The sequence below is a fragment of the Micromonospora sp. WMMD975 genome (assembly GCF_029581215.1).
Lineage (GTDB): Bacteria > Actinomycetota > Actinomycetes > Mycobacteriales > Micromonosporaceae > Micromonospora.
The window spans coordinates 2,919,011-2,935,169 of sequence record NZ_CP120739.1 but is presented as its reverse complement, the minus strand read 5'-3'; the positions used below and the strand labels follow the sequence as shown (position 1 = coordinate 2,935,169).

The following is a 16,159-nucleotide window of genomic DNA, read 5'->3' as shown; positions in this document are numbered from 1 at the left end:
ACGTCACTTGACGGCTCCTCCGGTGATGCCGCGCACCAACCAGCGCTGCGCGAAGATCGTCAGCAGCAGGGCGGGCGCGGAGATGAGCGTGCTCGCGGCCATCAGGCCGCCGAAGTCGTTGGATCCCTGGCCGATGAAGTTGAACGCGATCACGGTCAGTGGCAGCGTCCGGTCGTTCGCCAGGGCCAGCGCGAACAGGAAGTAGTTCCAGCTGAAGACGAAGCTGAGCGTCAGCGCGACCGACACCCCGGGCAGGGCCAGCGGCAGCGCGATCCGGCGGAACCGCTGCCAGGCGTTCGCGCCGTCGATGAGCGTCGACTCCTCGATGCTGATCGGGATCTCCTCGAAGAACGGCACCAGCAGCCAGATGCACAGCGGCAGCGTGATGATCAGGTGCGCGACGATCAGCAGGGTGTAGTTGAGCGCCACGCTGTCCGGGCCGCCCACACGCACCGAGAGCACGAACAGCGGGAGCACGAACAGCACGCCGGGCGCCATCCGGGCCAGCAGCGTGAGGAAGCCGAGCGCGGCCAGCTTGCGGCGCACGATGACGTACGCCGCCGGCGCGCCGAGGACCAGCCCGAGGATCGTCGAGCCGCCGGCCACGATGAAGCTGTTGGCGATGTAGCGGCCGAAGGTGAAGCGCTCGAAGAGGTTGGTGAAGTTCTCGAGCGTCAGCGGTGACCCGACGTCGAACAGCGAGCCGGTGATGTCGACGTTGTTCCGCAGCGACGACCAGAGCATGAACAGGACCGGGCCGAAGAACACGAGGGTGAACACGAGGTACGCGGCGTACACGCCGCTGAGTCGCTTGCTCATTGCGACGCCCGCTGCCGGAACCAGGTGAACGCGCCGGCGATGACGACCACCAGGGCGAGCAGCGCGATCTGGAGGGCGGCGGCGTAGCTCGGCTCCTGGTCCACGAAGCCGGCGTTGTAGCCGTACACGTTGAGGGTGTTCGTGGAGTTCACCGGACCCCCCTGGGTCATGATGTAGATCGTGTCGAAGAAGCGCACCAGGTCCACGGTGCGCAGCAGCATCGCCACGGTGAGCACCGGGCGCAGCAGCGGCAGGCCGATGTTCCAGGCCGTACGCCAGCCGCTCGCCCCGTCGATGGCGGCGGCCTCGAACGGCTCCTCGGGCAGCGACCGGATCCCGGCCGCGATGATCAGCGCCATGAACGGCGTCCACTGCCAGATGTCGACGAGCGCGATGGACCACGGCGCGATGTCCGGGTCGCCGAGCCACACCACCGGGTCGATGCCGACCTTGCCGAGGAGCTGGTTGGCCGCGCCGAGCGTCGGGTCCATGATGAGCAACCAGACCAGGCCGACCGCGACCGACGCGGTGATCGCCGGGATCAGCATCATGCCCTGGAAGATCCGCCGGCCGGGCACGTCGAGGCTCATCACGTAGCCGAGCGCCAATCCCAGGACGGTCTCCACGAGCAGGCAGACCACGAAGAGGAACAGCGTGATCTTCAGCGAGTTCCAGAACTCGGGGTTGCCGAACATATCGGCGTAGTTGGCGAACCCGAGGAAGCCCGAGTTCGTCCCGTCGGCCTGCCGGTCGCTCACCGAGAGCCAGATCGCGTACCCCACCGGCACCAGCACCAGCACGGCCGTGACCAGCACCGCCGGGAGCGCGAACGGCCACACGCCCCGCGCGGTCGGATCGTGCCGGCGGCGCCTACGGCGGGCCGCCCCCGCCCCCGGGCCCGCGGTGGCGGGTCCGGAGGCGGCGGAGGGCTTCGTCATCAGGTCACTCATGGCGCTATCCGGCGTTCTTCGCCAGCAGCGGGGTCAGTCCGTCCTGGATCTCCTTGGCGGCGGTGGCCGCGTCCGCCTGACCGAGGATCGCCTTGCCGACCGCGTCGCCGACGACCTTGCGCATCTCGGGCGCGGCGACACCCACCGGGCCGACCTCGGTGGAGCCGTTGGCCTGCACGTTCGCCAGGGCAGCGCTCCACTGCTTGAGCGTGTCGGTGTCGAGCGTGTCGGTGTAGCTCTTGTCCTGCGCCACCGAGGTCCGGGGCGGGGCGATGCCGCCCTCGGTGAGCTTCAGCTGGGTCGCCTTGCCGGTCGCCCACTCGATGAACTTCCAGGCGGCGTCCTTGTTCTTGGAGTACGACGACATCGCGACGCCCCAGTTCAGGACCGTCGACTTCGAGCCGGCCGAGCCGGCCGGGAAGTCCAGCACGCCGATCTTGCCGACGACCTTGGAGGTCTTCGGGTCGTTGATGGCGCTGATCTCGTTGCTGGACTCCAGCTCCATCGCCGCGTTGCCGGCCGCGAAGAGCGCCGACGACTGGGTGAAGGTGTTGTTGACCACGCCGGGCGGGCCGAAGTCCTTGGCGAGGGTCGCGTACCGGGCGATCGCGTCGGCGGCGCCGGGCGAGTCGAAGTTCGGGGTGCCGTCCGGCTTGGTCCACTCCACGCCCTGCGAGTGCAGGAACGGGCCGAACGTGAACGGCAGCGCGGCGGACTGGCCGCGCAGGGCGATCGGGGTGATCTTGCCGTCGGACTTCTGCTTGATCGCGGCGGCGACCGTGGGCAGCTCGTCGAGGGTCTTCGGCGGGGTGATGCCGTACTTCTCGAACAGGTCCGTGCGGTAGTAGAGGACGACGCCCTCGACGTTCACCGGCGCGGCGATGGTCTTGTCCTGGATCGTCATGCCGGTCTTGACCGCGGCCGGGAAGTCGGCGACGTCGTACTCCGCCGACTTGTTCATGTAGTCGTCCAGCGGGGCGTAGTAGCCGGCCTTGCTGAACTGCAGGCCCTCCCGCGACGGCAGCGTCATGAACACGTCCATGGACGAGCTGCGCGACTGCAACGTCAGCGAGATCTTGTCGCGGGCCTGCTGCTCGGCGAAGGTCTGCACCTTCACTCGGACGCCCGACTCCTGCTCGAACTCGGGGATCAGCGGCTCGATGGCCTTCTGCCACGGGTGGTTGGACATGACGAGGGTGATCTCGTCGGCGCCGTCGCCCGAGGCGTCGCCGCCACCGCAGCCGGCGGCGAGCCCGCCGACGAGGGCCAGGGCGAACCCGGCGCTCAGAATCTTGTTCCGCATCAGTGTGCCTTTCAGTTCTGACCGAGGAGTGGGGCGAGCCAGTCATGGAAGTCGCCGAGGTCGGCGGGGTTGGTGCTGCGCCACCGCGGGGGCACCGGCCGGGTCCGGCCGGCCACCTCCGCGAGTGGCACCGGGTCGTACGTGGTGGCGCCGGCGCTGCGGTGCAGGCCGACCATCAGTCCGGTGGCGCGGTCGGCGAGCAGCGTGGCCGCGTGCCGCCCGGCCTGCGTCGCCTCCGCCCGGTCGACGTCGCTCGCCAGCGCGCCGCTGCTGCGCTGGACCATGCCGAGCACCTCGCCGCGGGCGGTGACCCCCAGTTCGGCGCCGACCAGCCCGGCGAGCGCCCGGGAGACGCCGCCGACGATGATCCGGGCATGGTTGACGGCCTCGAACGGATCGTCGGTCAGCCCGCTCGCCGCGCCCTCGCTGACTACCACGAACGCCCGGCCGTGGACGCGCAGGGCGTCCTGCACGGCGGTGAGGAACGCCGCCCGGTCGAACGCGAGCTCCGGGATCAGGACCAGGTGCGGCGCGTACGCCGGGTCGTCGCGGTGCCAGGTCGCGGCCAGCGCCAGCCAGCCGACCGAACGGCCGAGGGTCTCCACGATCCGGACCGGCTCGATGCCGGACATGGCGGCGTGGTCGCGGGCCAGGTCCGGGACGACTGTCGTCAGGTAGCGCGCGGCGGAGCCGTACCCGGGGCAGTGGTCCACCCCGACGAGGTCGTTGTCGACGGTCTTCGGGACGCCGACGACGGCGAGGTCGCGGCCGGTCGCGGCGGCCCGGCCGGCGAGCGCGTGCAGCAGGGCCATGGTCCCGTTGCCGCCGATCAGGGCCAGGCCGTCGACGCCGTTGGCGGTCAGCACGTCGAGGGCGGTGTCGAGGTCGGCCCCGGTGACCGCCCGTCGCCCGGCGCCGAGCCAGGACCCGCCGTGCCGGGTGACCGCGACCGGCACGTCGGCGGCGGTGACCGGGGTGAACCGGCCCTCGACGAGACCGTCCGGGCCGCCCCGCAACGCCAGCACGTCGTGCTCCGCCGCCGCCTCCAGGAAGCCGCGGAGGCTGGCGTTGACGACGCTCGTCGGCGCGCCGGTCTGTCCGATCAGCAGGCGCATGTCACACCTGCGCCTTCGCGCCGACGGACAGGAAGGTCTGGAACGCCTCCAGGCCGGGGCGACCGCCCTCGTAGCCGAGCCCCGAGTCGGCCACCCCGCCGAACGGGATCCACGGCGTGTTCGGGGTGCCGGTGTTGATGCCCACGATCCCGGCGCGCAGCCGCTCGGCCACTGCGTGGGCCCGGTCGAGGTCGGTGCCGCAGACGTAACCGGCCAGGCCGTACCCGGTGGCCCGGTGCAGGGCCAGCGCGTCGTCGAGGTCGTCGTAGACGTGGACGGGCGCGATCGGCCCGAAGATCTCGTCGGTCATCACCCGGGCGTGCACCGGCGCGTCCAGCAGCACGGTCGCCGGGGCGAAGTGCCCCCGGTCGGGGAGCGCGCCGCCGCTGATCCGGCGCGCGCCCTTCGCGACCGCCTCGTCGACGAGCGCGGCCATCCGGGCCGGGTCGCCGGCCGGGGCCAGGGGACCGAGGTCGGTGGCCGGGTCGGTGGGGTCGCCGACGACCATCTTCCCGGTGGCCGCGACGAACGCCTCGGTGAACTCGGCCGCCACCTCGCGGGCCACCAGGACCTGGTTGGCGGCGATGCAGGACTGGCCGTTGTTGCGGTACTTCGCGACCAGCAGCGTCTGCGCGGCGGCCTGCGGGTCCGCGTCCGGCAGCACCAGGAACGGCGCGCAGCCGCCCAGCTCCATCACGGTGCGCAGGAAGCGCGGCGCCGCGGCGGCGGCCACCAGCCGACCCACCCGGGTCGACCCGGTGAAGGACACCACCCCGACGGCCGGGTCCGCGAGCCACGGGTCGACCACGTCACCCGGGGCGCCGAGCACGGTGGACAGCACGCCGGCGGGCACGTGCCGTTCCACGACCGAGGCCAGCACCACCGACGACAGCGGGCTCAGCTCGGAGGGCTTGAAGAGCACCGGACACCCGGCGGCGAGCGCCGGCGCGATCTTGCGGGCCGGGATGGAGACGGGGAAGTTCCAGGGGGTGAGCACCGCGGCGACGCCGGCCGGCCGGGCGGTCACCCGGTGCGCGATCCCGGGTACGACGGACAGGCGCTCGGTCTCCTGCCGGTCCAGCAGGTCGGCCATGATCCGGAAGTAGGCGACGGTCAGCCCCAGCTCGGCGGTGGACTCGGCGAGCCGCTTGCCGGTCTCCCGGGTGATCAGCGCGGGCCACTCGCGCTCGGCGGCCAGCGTCTCCACGTCCGCGGCGATCGCCCGCAGCGCCGCCGACCGGGCCTGGGGCGGGGTGCCCGCCCAGGCCGGCAGGGCCCGCCGCGCGACGTCGAGCGCGGCGCTCGCGTCCGCGCCGGACCCGGTGGTGACCTCGGTGTACGCCTGGCCGGTGGCCGGGTCGAGGACGGCGAGGCGTGGCCCGTCGGCCGTCCGGTCGGCCACCCGGACGGCGGTGGCGGCGGCGAGCACGTCGTTGACGATGGGGTCGGTCACGGTAGCTGCTCCTCGTAGGCGTCGAGCGGGTGCGTGTCGAGTGCGATGCCGAAGCCGGGCCCGTCCGGCACGCGGACCGTGCCGTGGTCGGTGAGCAGGTCGTCGGCGGCCCGACGCAGCGGGTTCGAGCGGATGTCCCACTCGATGAGCCGGGTGGCGGGGGAGATCGCGCCGGCCTGGACGGTGGTGGCGGTGGCGACGGCGCCGTTGTAGAGGTGCGGGTTGACGGTCCGTCCGGCGGCCTCCGCCGCGGTCAGCACGTCGAGATACTCGGTGACGCCGCCGACCTTGCCGAGGTCGGGCTGCACGATGTCGACCGCCTCCAGGTACGGCGTGAACGCCGCCGCGCCGTAGAGGTTCTCGCCGGTGGCCAACGGCATGCCGGTGCGCTGCCGCAGCTCGGCCAGGTCGGCGGGGCGGTCGCCGGCGAGGGGCTCCTCGACCCAGGCGACGCCGAGGTCGGCGAGCGCGCGGACCATCTCCAGCGCGTCCGGGAGCGTCCACGCCTGGTTGGCGTCGGCGAAGATCTGGACCCGGTCACCGAGGATCCGGCGGGCGGCGCCGACGTTCGTCAGGTCGGTGTCCGCGCCGAAGCCGACCTTGACCTTGACGGCGGTGAGTCCGAGCGCGGCGCACCTGTGGGCCACCTCGGCGACGCCCGTGGGCCCGAGGCTGGAGCCGTACACGGGCAGCTCGGTGCGGGGGCTCGCGCTGAGCAGCCGGGCCAGGCTGGTGCCGGCGTGGCGGGCGGCGAGGTCCCACAGCGCCATGTCGACGCCGCTGACCGCCTGGTGGACCGGGCCGGGCGCGCCCCACTGGCGGCCCAGCGGCACCAGCCGGGCGAGCAGCGCCCGCTGGGCGGTGGCCGGGTCGGGGAAGCGGTGGCCGGTCATCAGTGGCGCGATGCCGTGGCGGATCGTGGCGTCCCGCTCGCGCCACGCCCAGGACGGGTAGTTCGCCCAGCTCTCGCCGACGCCGACCGAGCCGTCGGCGAGTTCGACCTCGACCAGGACCATCACGCGGTGGGTGAGCGGCGCGAACGACATGGCGATCCGCTCGGCGGGACGCGCCCGGAAGACGCGGCACCGCACGTCCACCACCGCGGCGTCGGGCAGCGCGACGGCGCGGCTCCGCCCGACTGCGGGGTTGACATCGAGGTCCATGTGCCTTCTCTCACGTTCGACGTTAACTGCATGCAGTGTTGAACGTGCGTGACCGGAACGTCAAGAGCCGGAAACAAAGAATTCGCCGGCCGGCGGCCCGCCGGGGGAGATCCGTGCCGGGGTGGGCGCTTCCGGGTGATCCTCGACGGGGCGTGACGCTGCTGCCGGTGGCGCTGCTGGTGGCGCCGCTGCGCCGCAGCTCGCTGCTGGCGGTGTCCCAGACCGGGCCGATGGTGGTGCTCAGGATGCGGCGTTGCCGCTGGCCGCGGCGGGACGGTAGGTCAGGCGGTGAGGACGCGGGTGCCGGTGCGCCGGGCCGCGGTGGCCACCGGCTCGGGCAGCGGACCGTCCACCACGAGTGTGTCGATCCGGTCGAACCCGCACACCTGGACCGGCGCGGTGGCCGTCAGCTTGCTGGTGTCGGCCAGCAGCACGACCTCGTCGGCGATGTCCATCAGGGCGTGCTTGGCGCTCAACTCGACCTCCGAGCGCACGTACGCGCCCCGCTCGTCGATCGCGCTCGCGCCGAGGAACAGCAGGCGCACGCGCATCCGCCGGACCAGGTCGAGCGCGGCGAAACCGACCATCGCCTGGTTGTCGTGCAGCAGCTCCCCGCCGATGCCGATCACCCGTGACCTGGGCCGGGACAGCATGTGGGCGAGGACCGGCACGGAGTGGGTGAGCACGCAGCCGTCGAAGTCCTCGGGGAGCGCGTGCGCCACCTCGGCCGCGGTGGTGCCGCTGTCGACGCCGATCGTGTCGCCCGGCTGGACCAGGCGGGCCGCCGCGGCGCCGATCGCCCGCTTGGCGCCGGCGTGGCTGAGCGCGCGGGAGGCGTACCCCTGGCCCACGGCGCCGCCCGGCGGCAGGCTGACCCCGCCGTGCACCAGCAGGACCTCGCCACCGTCGGCGAGTCGCCGCAGGTCACGGCGGACGGTCATCTGGGAGACGCCGAGCTGTGCGCTGAGGTCGGCGACGGAGAGGAAGCCGGCGCGGCGCAGCGCCGCCATGATGTGCGTCCGACGCTGCGGGGCGCCGTCGTAGCGCATGGCTTCCAGGGACACGGCGGTAGTGTAGCCCCTGTTCTTCGACTACCAACGGATGTTATTTTTCGAACAACCGTTGATTCAGCCGACTCGACGTCGCCGACCCCCGGCGGCGTCGCGGCCGTCCCCTGGAGGAACCGTGACCGTCGACCCCTCGATCCTCGCCCGCCCGTCCGGCGGCTACGCCATGCTCGCCGTCGACCAGCGCGAGGCGCTGCGGGCCATGTTCGCCGCTCACCAGGACGAGCCGGTGTCCGACGCGCAGCTCACCGCGTTCAAGGTCGACGCCGCGCGCGCCCTCAGCCCCTACGCGTCGGCGCTCCTCGTCGACAAGCAGTTCGGCTGGGACGCGGTCGTCGCGAACGACGCCGTCGACCCTGGCTGCGCCCTGATCGCGGCGGCCGACGCGTTCACGCCCAGCGCCACCGAGTTCGTGGCCGACGTGACCATCGACCCCGAGGTCGACCCCGCGACCGTCCGCGAGGAGGGCGCGAAGGCCCTCAAGCTGCTCGTGCTCTACCGGCCCGACGAGGCGCCGGAGCCCCGCGTCGCCCTGGTCACCGACTTCGTCGCCCGCTGCCGCGAGGCCGGCCTGGTGAGCATCGTCGAACCCGTGTCCCGTGGCCCGCGCGACGGCGGCGCCTACGACCACGAGGCGGGCATCTTCGCCGCCGCCCGCGAATTGGGCGACCTCGGCGCCGACCTCTACAAGTCGGAGGTGCCCACGCACGGCAAGGGCACCCCGGACGAGATCACCGCCGGCTGCGCGGCGCTCACGTCCGCGATCAGCAGCCCCTGGGTGGTGCTGTCCTCCGGCGTACCCGCCGAGGTCTTCCCCGACGCGGTGCGCCTCGCCTGCCGGGCCGGGGCCTCGGGCTTCCTCGCCGGCCGGGCCGTCTGGGCCTCCGTGGTCGGCAGCCCCACCATGGCCGACGACCTCCGGACGATCTCCGTGGACCGGCTGCGCCGCCTGGCCGACGTGGTCGACGACGCCGTGTCGCGCTAGATGCTGCCCGTCGGTGACCTGCTCGCCGTCGGCGCCGTCGCGGTCGGCGCCGCCATGCAGCGCGCGACAGGTCTCGGCTTCGCCCTGGTCGCCGCGCCGTTCCTGGTCGTCATCCTCGGGCCGTTCTCCGGGGTGACCCTGGCCAACCTGCTCTCCGCGGTGATCAACCTGATCGTGCTCTGCGTGACCGCCCGGGCGCTGCGCCGTCGCCTCGCCCTCCAGATGATCGCCGGAGTGATCCTGGCCCTGCCGCTCGGCGTCTGGGTGGTGCGGGAACTCCCCGGTCCGGTCCTGCTCGTCGGCATCGGCCTGATCACCGCCGGCTCCGTGGGCTGGGTGGCGCTGGGCCAGAGCATGCCGTTCCTGCGGAACCGGGGCGGGGCGGTGGCGTCCGGCTTCGCGTCCGGCTTCTTCAACACCACCGCCGGCACGGGCGGACCGCCCCTGGCCGTGTACGCCGCAACCACCGACTGGGAACACCGCAGCTTCGTCCCGACCGTGCAACTGGTCGGGCTGGTCACCAACGTGCTGTCGCTGGCCGCGAAGGGCCCACCGACCCTGTCCTGGCGGATGCTGCTGGCCTGCGGGGCGGCCATGGCCGTGGGCATCGGCGGCGGGCATTGGCTGGGACGCTGGCTGCCGGAGCGGGCGGCCCGACGCTGGATGCTGGCCCTGGCTCTCGCCGGCAGCGTCATCGCGATCGGCAAGGGGGTGGCAGCGTGGTGAGACGATCACCGGCGACCCGCTGGCCGCACCGCGTCTTCGGGCAGGGCAGCGACCCGGACCCCCGCTTCAGCCTGGCCAACGAACGCACGTTCCTGGCCTGGATCCGCACCTCCCTCGCACTGTTCGCGGCCGGCGTGGCACTGGAGGCGGTGCACCTGCCGATGGTGCCCGGGCTGCGCCGGGCCGCCGCGATCACGCTGATCGTGCTGGGTGCCGCCGCCCCGGCCCAGGCGTGGTTGGGGTGGCTCCGCACCGAGCTGGCCCTGCGGCGGGGGAGCGGGTTGCCGCCACCGGTGATGGCGGTGCCGCTCGGCGCCGGTCTCCTGCTCGTCGGCGTCCTGGTTCTCCTCGGGCTCGTGCTGTGACCCGACCCGGCCTCCCGCCACCCGTCTCGTCCGGCCGTGCGTCGTCCGGCCGTGCGTCGTCCGGCCGTGCGTCGTCCGGCCGTGCGTCGTCCGGCCCTGTGTCGTCCGGCCCCGCGGCCAACGCGCCCACCGACCGGGGGCTCCAGGTGGAACGGACGGTGCTGGCCTGGCGGCGTACCGCGGCTGCGTTCGTCGTGGCGGCGGCCGTGGCCGGCCGGCTCCTGCTGCCGCACCGCGGCGGGTGGCTCTTCCTGGCCGCCGTCACGGGCGCGACCGCGATCGTCGTCGCCGCGGCGGTGGCGCTGCGCCGCCGCCACCCCGTCACCGACCTGCCGGCGGCCCCGGACGCCGCCCGTACACCCGCCCGCTGGCTGGCAGCGGTGACGGTCGCCACTCTCGTCGGAGGGCTCGGCGTCGCGCTCGCCGTCCTCGTCGGCTCACCCTGACCGGAGCCGGACAGTCCGCGTCCCGATGGACGGCCACCGGCCACGCCGACCGGCGTCACCAGCTCGCGGGCTGCGCGGAGGGTGGGTGGAACGTCATGGGTGTCTTGGGCGGCCTGATGCACCCGTGGCGTTCCACTCGTGGGTTGATCGGAGGGTGGGTGGAACGTCATGGGTGTCTGCGGCGCGGGAATGCGGCCACGGCGCTGGCCCCGGGCGGGAGGTCGGCAATCCGGTGCACGCGCGGTGGGTTCCCGACCCCCCACCGACGAACGCACCGGGCCCGCGCTCAAGGTTCCGACCGACCACTGATCGGTCGTGGGGTGCGCGGACGTGCCAGAATCGGCAGCCGTGTCCTACCTACCCGCACAGCCGTACCAGCCGATGCCGGCCGCCCCACTGACCGCCTACCCGCAACCGATCACGCCGCCGCCGGGCCACGCGGTGCTCGTCGTCTCGGTGAACCGGGGGCCGTACGCGATCCCGGTGCCGACGACCAGCCGCTTCAAGGTCGACAAGCTGGCGGTGCCGATCCCCGGCGAGGGCACCTGGCACATCGCGGTCCCGCCCGGCCCGCACGACGTCCGGTACACCGACTTCATGGGCATCCCGATCGTCACCACGTCGCTGGTGGCCCAGCCGGGGGCGGCGCATCACCTGTCGTTCCGTTTCGGCGCGTGGCGCAACCGGGTGCACGACGGCTACGGCACCGACGTGACCCGCTTCGGCCTCTGGTCGAACTACACCGTCGCGCTCGTCGCGCTGGCCGTCATGGTGCCGCTCTGCTGCGGAGTGGTCGGGCTGATTTCGGGCGGCCTCACCTCCACCTGACCGACCCGAAGCCGCCCGAGCCGGCGCGGTGACCACGGCGTAGGTCTGCGCGAGCGCTGCTCCGGCCGGGTCGGGAGGTCGATGTGGTCGGTGCCGACCCGACGGCAAGGATGCCCTCCGGTGTGACGCCGGAGGGCATCGACGCGGACGGGTCAGGCGGGGCCGAGCCGCTTGGCCAGGTCCACGAAGGACCGCCAGGACGCGGCGTCGACGTGCAGGGTGCCGCCGTCGCGGTCCTTGGTGTCGCGGACCAGCACGACGCCCGGCAGGTTGTCGGCGACCTCGACGCAGGAGCCACCGTTGCCGCCGGACCGGGTCGACTTCCGCCACTGAGGGGTGGTCAGTTCCATGACTTCGCCACTTCCTTGATCAGCTTGAGGGACTGCCGGCGGGGGAGTGCCTCGTTCCGCACGATCTCCCACGTCTTCGCGAGCCTAGCAACGTCGGCCGGCGCCTCGACGATCTGCGCGGTGAGCTGGTTGTCCGCATGAACCACCCGGCTCCCGTCGGGCAGCTCCGCGATGATGAACTGCCCGGCCAGGCCCAGGTACATGCCGGCGTCGACCGGCACCACGTGCACCTGGACGTGTTCCAGCACGGCCAGTTCCACCAGCCGGTCGAACTGCTCGGCCATCAGCCCTGGGGCGTCGAGCACCGGCCGGCGCAGCACCGACTCGTCGATGACGGCGATGAGCTGCGGCGGATGCGGCCCGGTCAGGACCGCCTGCCGACCGAGACGGCTCGTCACGATGCGGTCGCACTCCTCCGGGGTGAACCGGCCGCCGGCAAGCGTCGCGCGGGCGTACCGCTCGGTCTGGAACAGGCCCGGCAGGTAGGCCAGCTCGAACCAGCGCAGCGTGGTCGCCTCCCGCTCGAACACGATCCACTCCCGCAGCCACGCCGGATCGGCGTCGAGCGACCCCAGCGCGCGCAGCATCCGCTCGAACCGGCCGCCGGTGCCGAACCGCTCGTCGATCGTCCGCATGTATTCCTTGGTCGGGGCGCGTCCGGCGGTCTCCACCCCGCTGACGTGCGACCCCGAGTAGTCGATCTTCCGGGCGAATTCCTCCTGGCTCATCTCGACCGACGCCCGGAACAGGCGCAGCTCGCCGATCACATAGTTCGTCGCGTTCCCCATCGTCTCCCCGATCTCCGCCCGGCCCGACTGCCCCGATGCCGCCGGTCCTGACCCGTACGGACGCACCGGGCGTTGATCCACGGTAGTCGAACAATTACCAAATGTCATCGAGGCGAGCCGTCGTGGATCGTGTCCCCGAGATCTTGGTGCGGGACCGCCCTGTGCTATCCACGACGCATGGCCGACGACCAGCACGTTTTCCCCGCGGGTGCCGACATCCGCGACCACCGACTGATCTATGGCTGCATGGGGCTGGGCGGCGGGTGGGACGACGAACCGTACGGCGCGCCGGAGATCGCGGCGGCCCAGGCGGCCGTCGAGGCCGCCCTGGAGATCGGCGTCACCGCGTTCGACCACGCGGACATCTACCGCAACGGCAAGGCCGAGGCGGTCTTCGGTGAGGTGCTCGCCCGCGCGCCGGAACTCCGCTCGCGCGTCGTGATCCAGACGAAGTGCGGCATCCGCCTGGCCGGCGAGGACGGGCCGGGCCGCTACGACCTGCGCGGCACGCACATCGTGCACAGCGTCGAACGGAGCCTGGCCCGGCTGCGCACCGACGTGCTCGACGTGCTGCTGCTGCACCGGCCGGATCCGCTGGCCGACCCGGACGAGGTGGCCGAGGCGCTGACCTCGCTGCACCGGCAGGGCCTGGTGCGGCAGTTCGGCGTGTCGAACATGGCGGCGGCGCAGATCGCCCACCTCCAGGCGTCGCTCGACCTGCCGCTGGTCGTCGACCAGTTGGAGATGAGCCTCGCCCGCCGCGACTGGGTCGAGGCCGGCGTCCTGGTGAACACCGCCGAGTCCACCGGCACCGGGTTCCCGCTCGGCACCCTGGAGCACTGCCGGACGCACCGGATCGGCGTCCAGGCATGGAGTCCGCTGGCGCGCGGGCGCTTCACCGGCGCCGGGCGTACCCCGGCCGACCGGGAGACCGCCGAGAGGGTCGCCGCGCTCGCCGGCGCCAAGGGCACCACGCCGGAGGCGATCGTCCTGTGGTGGATCCAGCGGCATCCGGCGCGGGTGGCGCCGGTGATCGGCACCGCGGACCCGGACCGCATCCGCGCCTGCCGGGACGCGGCCCGCCGCGACCCGGAACTGACCCGCGAGGACTGGTACGACCTCTGGGTTACCGCCCGCGGCGCCCCACTGCCCTGACACCCCGTGCCCCCGCGCGCCATTGCCGGATTCCCGGAAAGAGTGGCTGTCCGAGCCTGGACAGCCACTCTTTCCGGGAATCAGCGGGACGGGGTCAGGCGAGGGTGCAGGTGGCGCCGTTGAGGGTGAAGGAACTCGGGCGGCCGGTGTTACCGGTGTGGGTGGCCTGGAATCCGATCGTGGTCGATCCGTTCGCCGGGATGGTGCCGTTGTAGCTGACGTTGCGCGCCGTCACCTGGCCGGAGCTGGGGGAGTACGACGCGTTCCAGCCCGAGGTGATGTTCTGTCCACCGGGCAGCGTGAACCCCAGCGACCAGCCGTTCACCGCGGCGGATCCGGTGTTGGTGATGGTGATGTTCTCCGTCAGCCCGGTGTTCCAGGCGTTCAGGTCGACGCTCACCCGGCAGGCGCCGGAGCCCGGCGGCGGCGTGGTCGGGGGCGGCGTCGGCGAGGTGGTCGGGCTCGGCGAGGTGGTGGGGCTGGGCGAGACGGTCGGGCTGGGCGAGACGGTCGGCGACGTGGTGGGGTTCGTGCCGGTCAGGCCGAAGAACGCGATGGCGACCGCCGCCATGCCGCCGGACGGCAGGCTGTGCCCGGCGCCCTGGACGCTGTACGCCTCGACCTGGACGGTGCCGTTGGCGTCGGCGTAGCGCCGCCGGTTCCAGTTGGCCTGCGGCGTGTCGGTGGAGGTGGGCGTCTGGCTGAGGCCGAACACGTTCGTCCACTGCTCGATGGTCTCCTGGAGCAGCGAGTACGGCACGAGGGTGTCGGCGGTGCCGTGCCAGAGCTGCACCCGGGGGCGGGGCCCCGAGTAGCCGGGGTACGCCGCGCGGACCGCGTCGCCCCACTGCTGCGGGGTCCGGTTCATGTTGCCGCCGGTGCACTGGCTGCTGCCCGGCGGGTAGTCCGCCGCGTTCGCGAAGCAGTTGTAGGGCACGCCCATGAATGCCGCGCCGGCCTTGAACACGTCCGGGTAGAGCGCCAGCATGTGGTTGGTCATCATGCCGCCGGACGAACTGCCGGTGGCGTAGACCCGGTCCGGGTCGGCGCCGTACTGCTGCTGGACATAGCGGACCATCGAGACGATCGACACCGGGTCGCTGCCGCCGCCGCGGCGCTTGGCGGCGTCGGACCAGGTGTCGAAGCAGTTGCCGAAGCCGGCCTGCTGGGTCGCGCTGGGGTAGATCACGATGTACCCGTACCGGTCGGCGAGCGAGGCGAACTCGCTGCCGGAGTAGAAGCCCGGTCCGGAGCCGCCGCAGCCGTGCATGGCCACCACGGTCGCCGGTCGCGCCGGCCGGTTGTCCGGGACGTAGACGTGCATGCGCATCCGCCCCGGGTTGTCGCCGAAGCTGGTCACCTCGGTCAGCGACGCCGCGTACGCGGGTTGCATGGCCGGGATGACCAGGCCGGCGCCCGCCAGCGTGGCGGCCAGCGCGAGCAGCATCTTCCCTCTGATTTTCACGGAGACTCCTTCGATCACCTGTGCAGGTTGGGGTCGTCGGTGGTGCGCCCTGCCCGGCTCCGCGTCGGGTAGCACATAGTGTTCTCGCCGGTCCGCGAAGTGTCAATCGACGTATCACGATGTGCATGACACCGGCGTGATCCGTCTACAGTCGAGGTCCCATCCCCGAGCCGAGTCCGGAGCGCCCGTGGCCAGCGCGTTCGACATCGAGGAGATCTACCCGGACGAGCCGTCGGTGCGGCTGCCCCGGAGGCAGTCCGGCACCGCGCCGCAGGGCGTCGCGGTGACGCTGATGGCGGACTACACCCTGCGTACCCGGGCGGCTCTTCCGTCCGCGGCGATCGTGGCACTGCTCGCGGAGGCCGGGGTGAGCAGCGCCGGCGCCCGGACCGCGATCAGCCGGCTGGCCCGCCGCGGCGTGCTGGAGCGCAGCCGGGCGGGCCGCAACAGCTCCTACCGGCTCAGCCAATCCGTCGCCGCGAACCTCTCCGCCGGCGGGCACTGGATCCTCGACTCCACCTCGCCCGCGGCGCCGTGGGACGGGTGCTGGACGATCGTCGCCTTCTCGCTGCCGCAGGATCACAGCGCGCAGCGGCGGGCGCTGCGCGGCCAGCTCCGCTGGCTCGGCTACGCGCCGCTGTACGACGGGCTGTGGATCTCGCCGCACGAGTTGACCCGGGCGGCGCGTGCGCGGCTGGCCCAGCTCACCCTGGGCGCGGTCACGGTGTTCCGGGGTCGGCACGCGGAGCTGGACGCGGCCGGCGGACGCCCGCCGATCGAAGCCTGGGACATCACCGCCATCAGCCGGCAGTACGAGGAGTTCCTGCGCCGGTGGACCCCGTTGGCGTCCCGGACCGGGTCGGTCGACGGCGCGGCGGCGGTGCGGGCGCGCACCGAGGTGATGGACACCTACCGGCGGTTCCCCACGCTCGACCCGCAACTGCCGCTGGAGCTGCTGCCGGCCGGCTGGCCCCGGCAGGCGGCCCGGGACCTGTTCGCGGCCGTCTACGACGGCCTGGCCGAACCCGCCGAGCGGCACGTCCGGGACGTCGTCGCGGGGCACGCCGGCGGCGCGTCGCCGGAGGTCCGGGCGCACACCACCGCCGACCTGCTTGCCGGGGTACGCGCGAACCCGTGCGCCGCACCGCCGGGGTGACGAGCGCGGGGTCCCGTCGCTCCGG

At 72.9% G+C, this 16,159-nt stretch carries 17 protein-coding genes; 7 read left to right on the top strand and 10 right to left on the bottom strand.

Going from position 1 to position 16,159, the window contains the following annotated elements; all coding sequences use genetic code 11:
- Positions 1-3: 3 nt before the first annotated feature.
- The 7 genes from O7613_RS12680 to O7613_RS12650 all read right to left on the bottom strand — a co-directional run bounded on the left by O7613_RS12680 (position 4) and on the right by O7613_RS12650 (position 7,867).
- Positions 4-819, bottom strand: a complete 816-nt coding sequence (locus O7613_RS12680) for a carbohydrate ABC transporter permease (RefSeq protein WP_282294009.1) — start codon at positions 817-819, stop codon at positions 4-6.
- Positions 816-1,769, bottom strand: a complete 954-nt coding sequence (locus O7613_RS12675) for a sugar ABC transporter permease (protein ID WP_282294008.1) — start codon at positions 1,767-1,769, stop codon at positions 816-818. Before O7613_RS12675 ends, O7613_RS12680 begins: the two co-directional genes overlap by 4 nt.
- 4 nt (positions 1,770-1,773) lie before the next feature.
- Positions 1,774-3,072: a sugar ABC transporter substrate-binding protein gene (locus tag O7613_RS12670; protein WP_282294007.1), complete on the bottom strand. Its 1,299-nt coding sequence runs from the start codon at positions 3,070-3,072 to the stop codon at positions 1,774-1,776.
- 11 nt (positions 3,073-3,083) lie between these two features.
- A complete protein-coding gene (locus O7613_RS12665) occupies positions 3,084-4,187 on the bottom strand; it encodes a 6-phosphofructokinase (protein ID WP_282294005.1) in 1,104 nt (367 codons plus the stop codon).
- Between the two features lies 1 nt (position 4,188).
- The gene (locus O7613_RS12660; RefSeq protein ID WP_282294004.1) at positions 4,189-5,640 is read right to left on the bottom strand and encodes an aldehyde dehydrogenase family protein; all 1,452 of its coding nucleotides are present in this window, start codon (positions 5,638-5,640) and stop codon (positions 4,189-4,191) included.
- Positions 5,637-6,803 (bottom strand): mandelate racemase/muconate lactonizing enzyme family protein, encoded by a 1,167-nt coding sequence (locus tag O7613_RS12655; RefSeq protein WP_281588471.1) that lies wholly within the window; start codon positions 6,801-6,803, stop codon positions 5,637-5,639. The genes O7613_RS12660 and O7613_RS12655 overlap by 4 nt, the downstream gene beginning before the upstream one ends.
- Before the next feature lie 281 nt (positions 6,804-7,084).
- Positions 7,085-7,867, bottom strand: coding sequence for a DeoR/GlpR family DNA-binding transcription regulator (locus tag O7613_RS12650; RefSeq protein ID WP_281588473.1), 783 nt, complete (start codon positions 7,865-7,867; stop codon positions 7,085-7,087).
- A 121-nt stretch (positions 7,868-7,988) separates the two neighbouring features.
- Here O7613_RS12650 and O7613_RS12645 point away from each other — a divergent pair, with 121 nt between their 5' ends.
- The 5 genes from O7613_RS12645 (at position 7,989) to O7613_RS12625 (ending at position 11,220) form a co-directional block, all read left to right on the top strand.
- Positions 7,989-8,855, top strand: a complete 867-nt coding sequence (locus O7613_RS12645) for a hypothetical protein (RefSeq protein ID WP_282294003.1) — start codon at positions 7,989-7,991, stop codon at positions 8,853-8,855.
- On the top strand, positions 8,856-9,581 hold the full coding sequence (locus O7613_RS12640; protein ID WP_281588477.1) for a sulfite exporter TauE/SafE family protein: 726 nt from the start codon (positions 8,856-8,858) through the stop codon (positions 9,579-9,581).
- The gene (locus O7613_RS12635; RefSeq protein ID WP_281588478.1) at positions 9,575-9,946 is read left to right on the top strand and encodes a DUF202 domain-containing protein; all 372 of its coding nucleotides are present in this window, start codon (positions 9,575-9,577) and stop codon (positions 9,944-9,946) included. Before O7613_RS12640 ends, O7613_RS12635 begins: the two co-directional genes overlap by 7 nt.
- A gap of 98 nt (positions 9,947-10,044) precedes the next feature.
- Positions 10,045-10,392, top strand: coding sequence for a DUF202 domain-containing protein (locus tag O7613_RS12630; RefSeq protein WP_281588480.1), 348 nt, complete (start codon positions 10,045-10,047; stop codon positions 10,390-10,392).
- Positions 10,393-10,740: 348 nt separating this feature from the next.
- Positions 10,741-11,220 carry a hypothetical protein gene (locus tag O7613_RS12625; protein WP_281588482.1) on the top strand — a complete coding sequence of 160 codons (480 nt, stop codon included), beginning with the start codon at positions 10,741-10,743 and terminating at the stop codon, positions 11,218-11,220.
- A gap of 152 nt (positions 11,221-11,372) precedes the next feature.
- On the opposite strand, the gene O7613_RS12620 is transcribed toward O7613_RS12625, so the two are convergent.
- Positions 11,373-11,564, bottom strand: a complete 192-nt coding sequence (locus O7613_RS12620) for a DUF397 domain-containing protein (protein ID WP_282294528.1) — start codon at positions 11,562-11,564, stop codon at positions 11,373-11,375.
- Entirely contained in the window at positions 11,561-12,358 is a 798-nt protein-coding gene (locus tag O7613_RS12615; protein WP_281588484.1) for a helix-turn-helix transcriptional regulator, read from the bottom strand. Before O7613_RS12615 ends, O7613_RS12620 begins: the two co-directional genes overlap by 4 nt.
- A 177-nt stretch (positions 12,359-12,535) precedes the next feature.
- Here O7613_RS12615 and O7613_RS12610 point away from each other — a divergent pair, with 177 nt between their 5' ends.
- Positions 12,536-13,513: an aldo/keto reductase gene (locus O7613_RS12610; protein WP_282294001.1), complete on the top strand. Its 978-nt coding sequence runs from the start codon at positions 12,536-12,538 to the stop codon at positions 13,511-13,513.
- A gap of 94 nt (positions 13,514-13,607) precedes the next feature.
- Here the strand turns inward: O7613_RS12610 and O7613_RS12605 are convergent, their stop codons facing one another.
- Positions 13,608-14,978, bottom strand: a complete 1,371-nt coding sequence (locus O7613_RS12605) for a PHB depolymerase family esterase (RefSeq protein ID WP_282293999.1) — start codon at positions 14,976-14,978, stop codon at positions 13,608-13,610.
- A 187-nt stretch (positions 14,979-15,165) separates the two neighbouring features.
- Here O7613_RS12605 and O7613_RS12600 point away from each other — a divergent pair, with 187 nt between their 5' ends.
- On the top strand, positions 15,166-16,134 hold the full coding sequence (locus tag O7613_RS12600) for a PaaX family transcriptional regulator C-terminal domain-containing protein (RefSeq protein WP_282293997.1): 969 nt from the start codon (positions 15,166-15,168) through the stop codon (positions 16,132-16,134).
- Positions 16,135-16,159 lie beyond the last annotated feature (25 nt).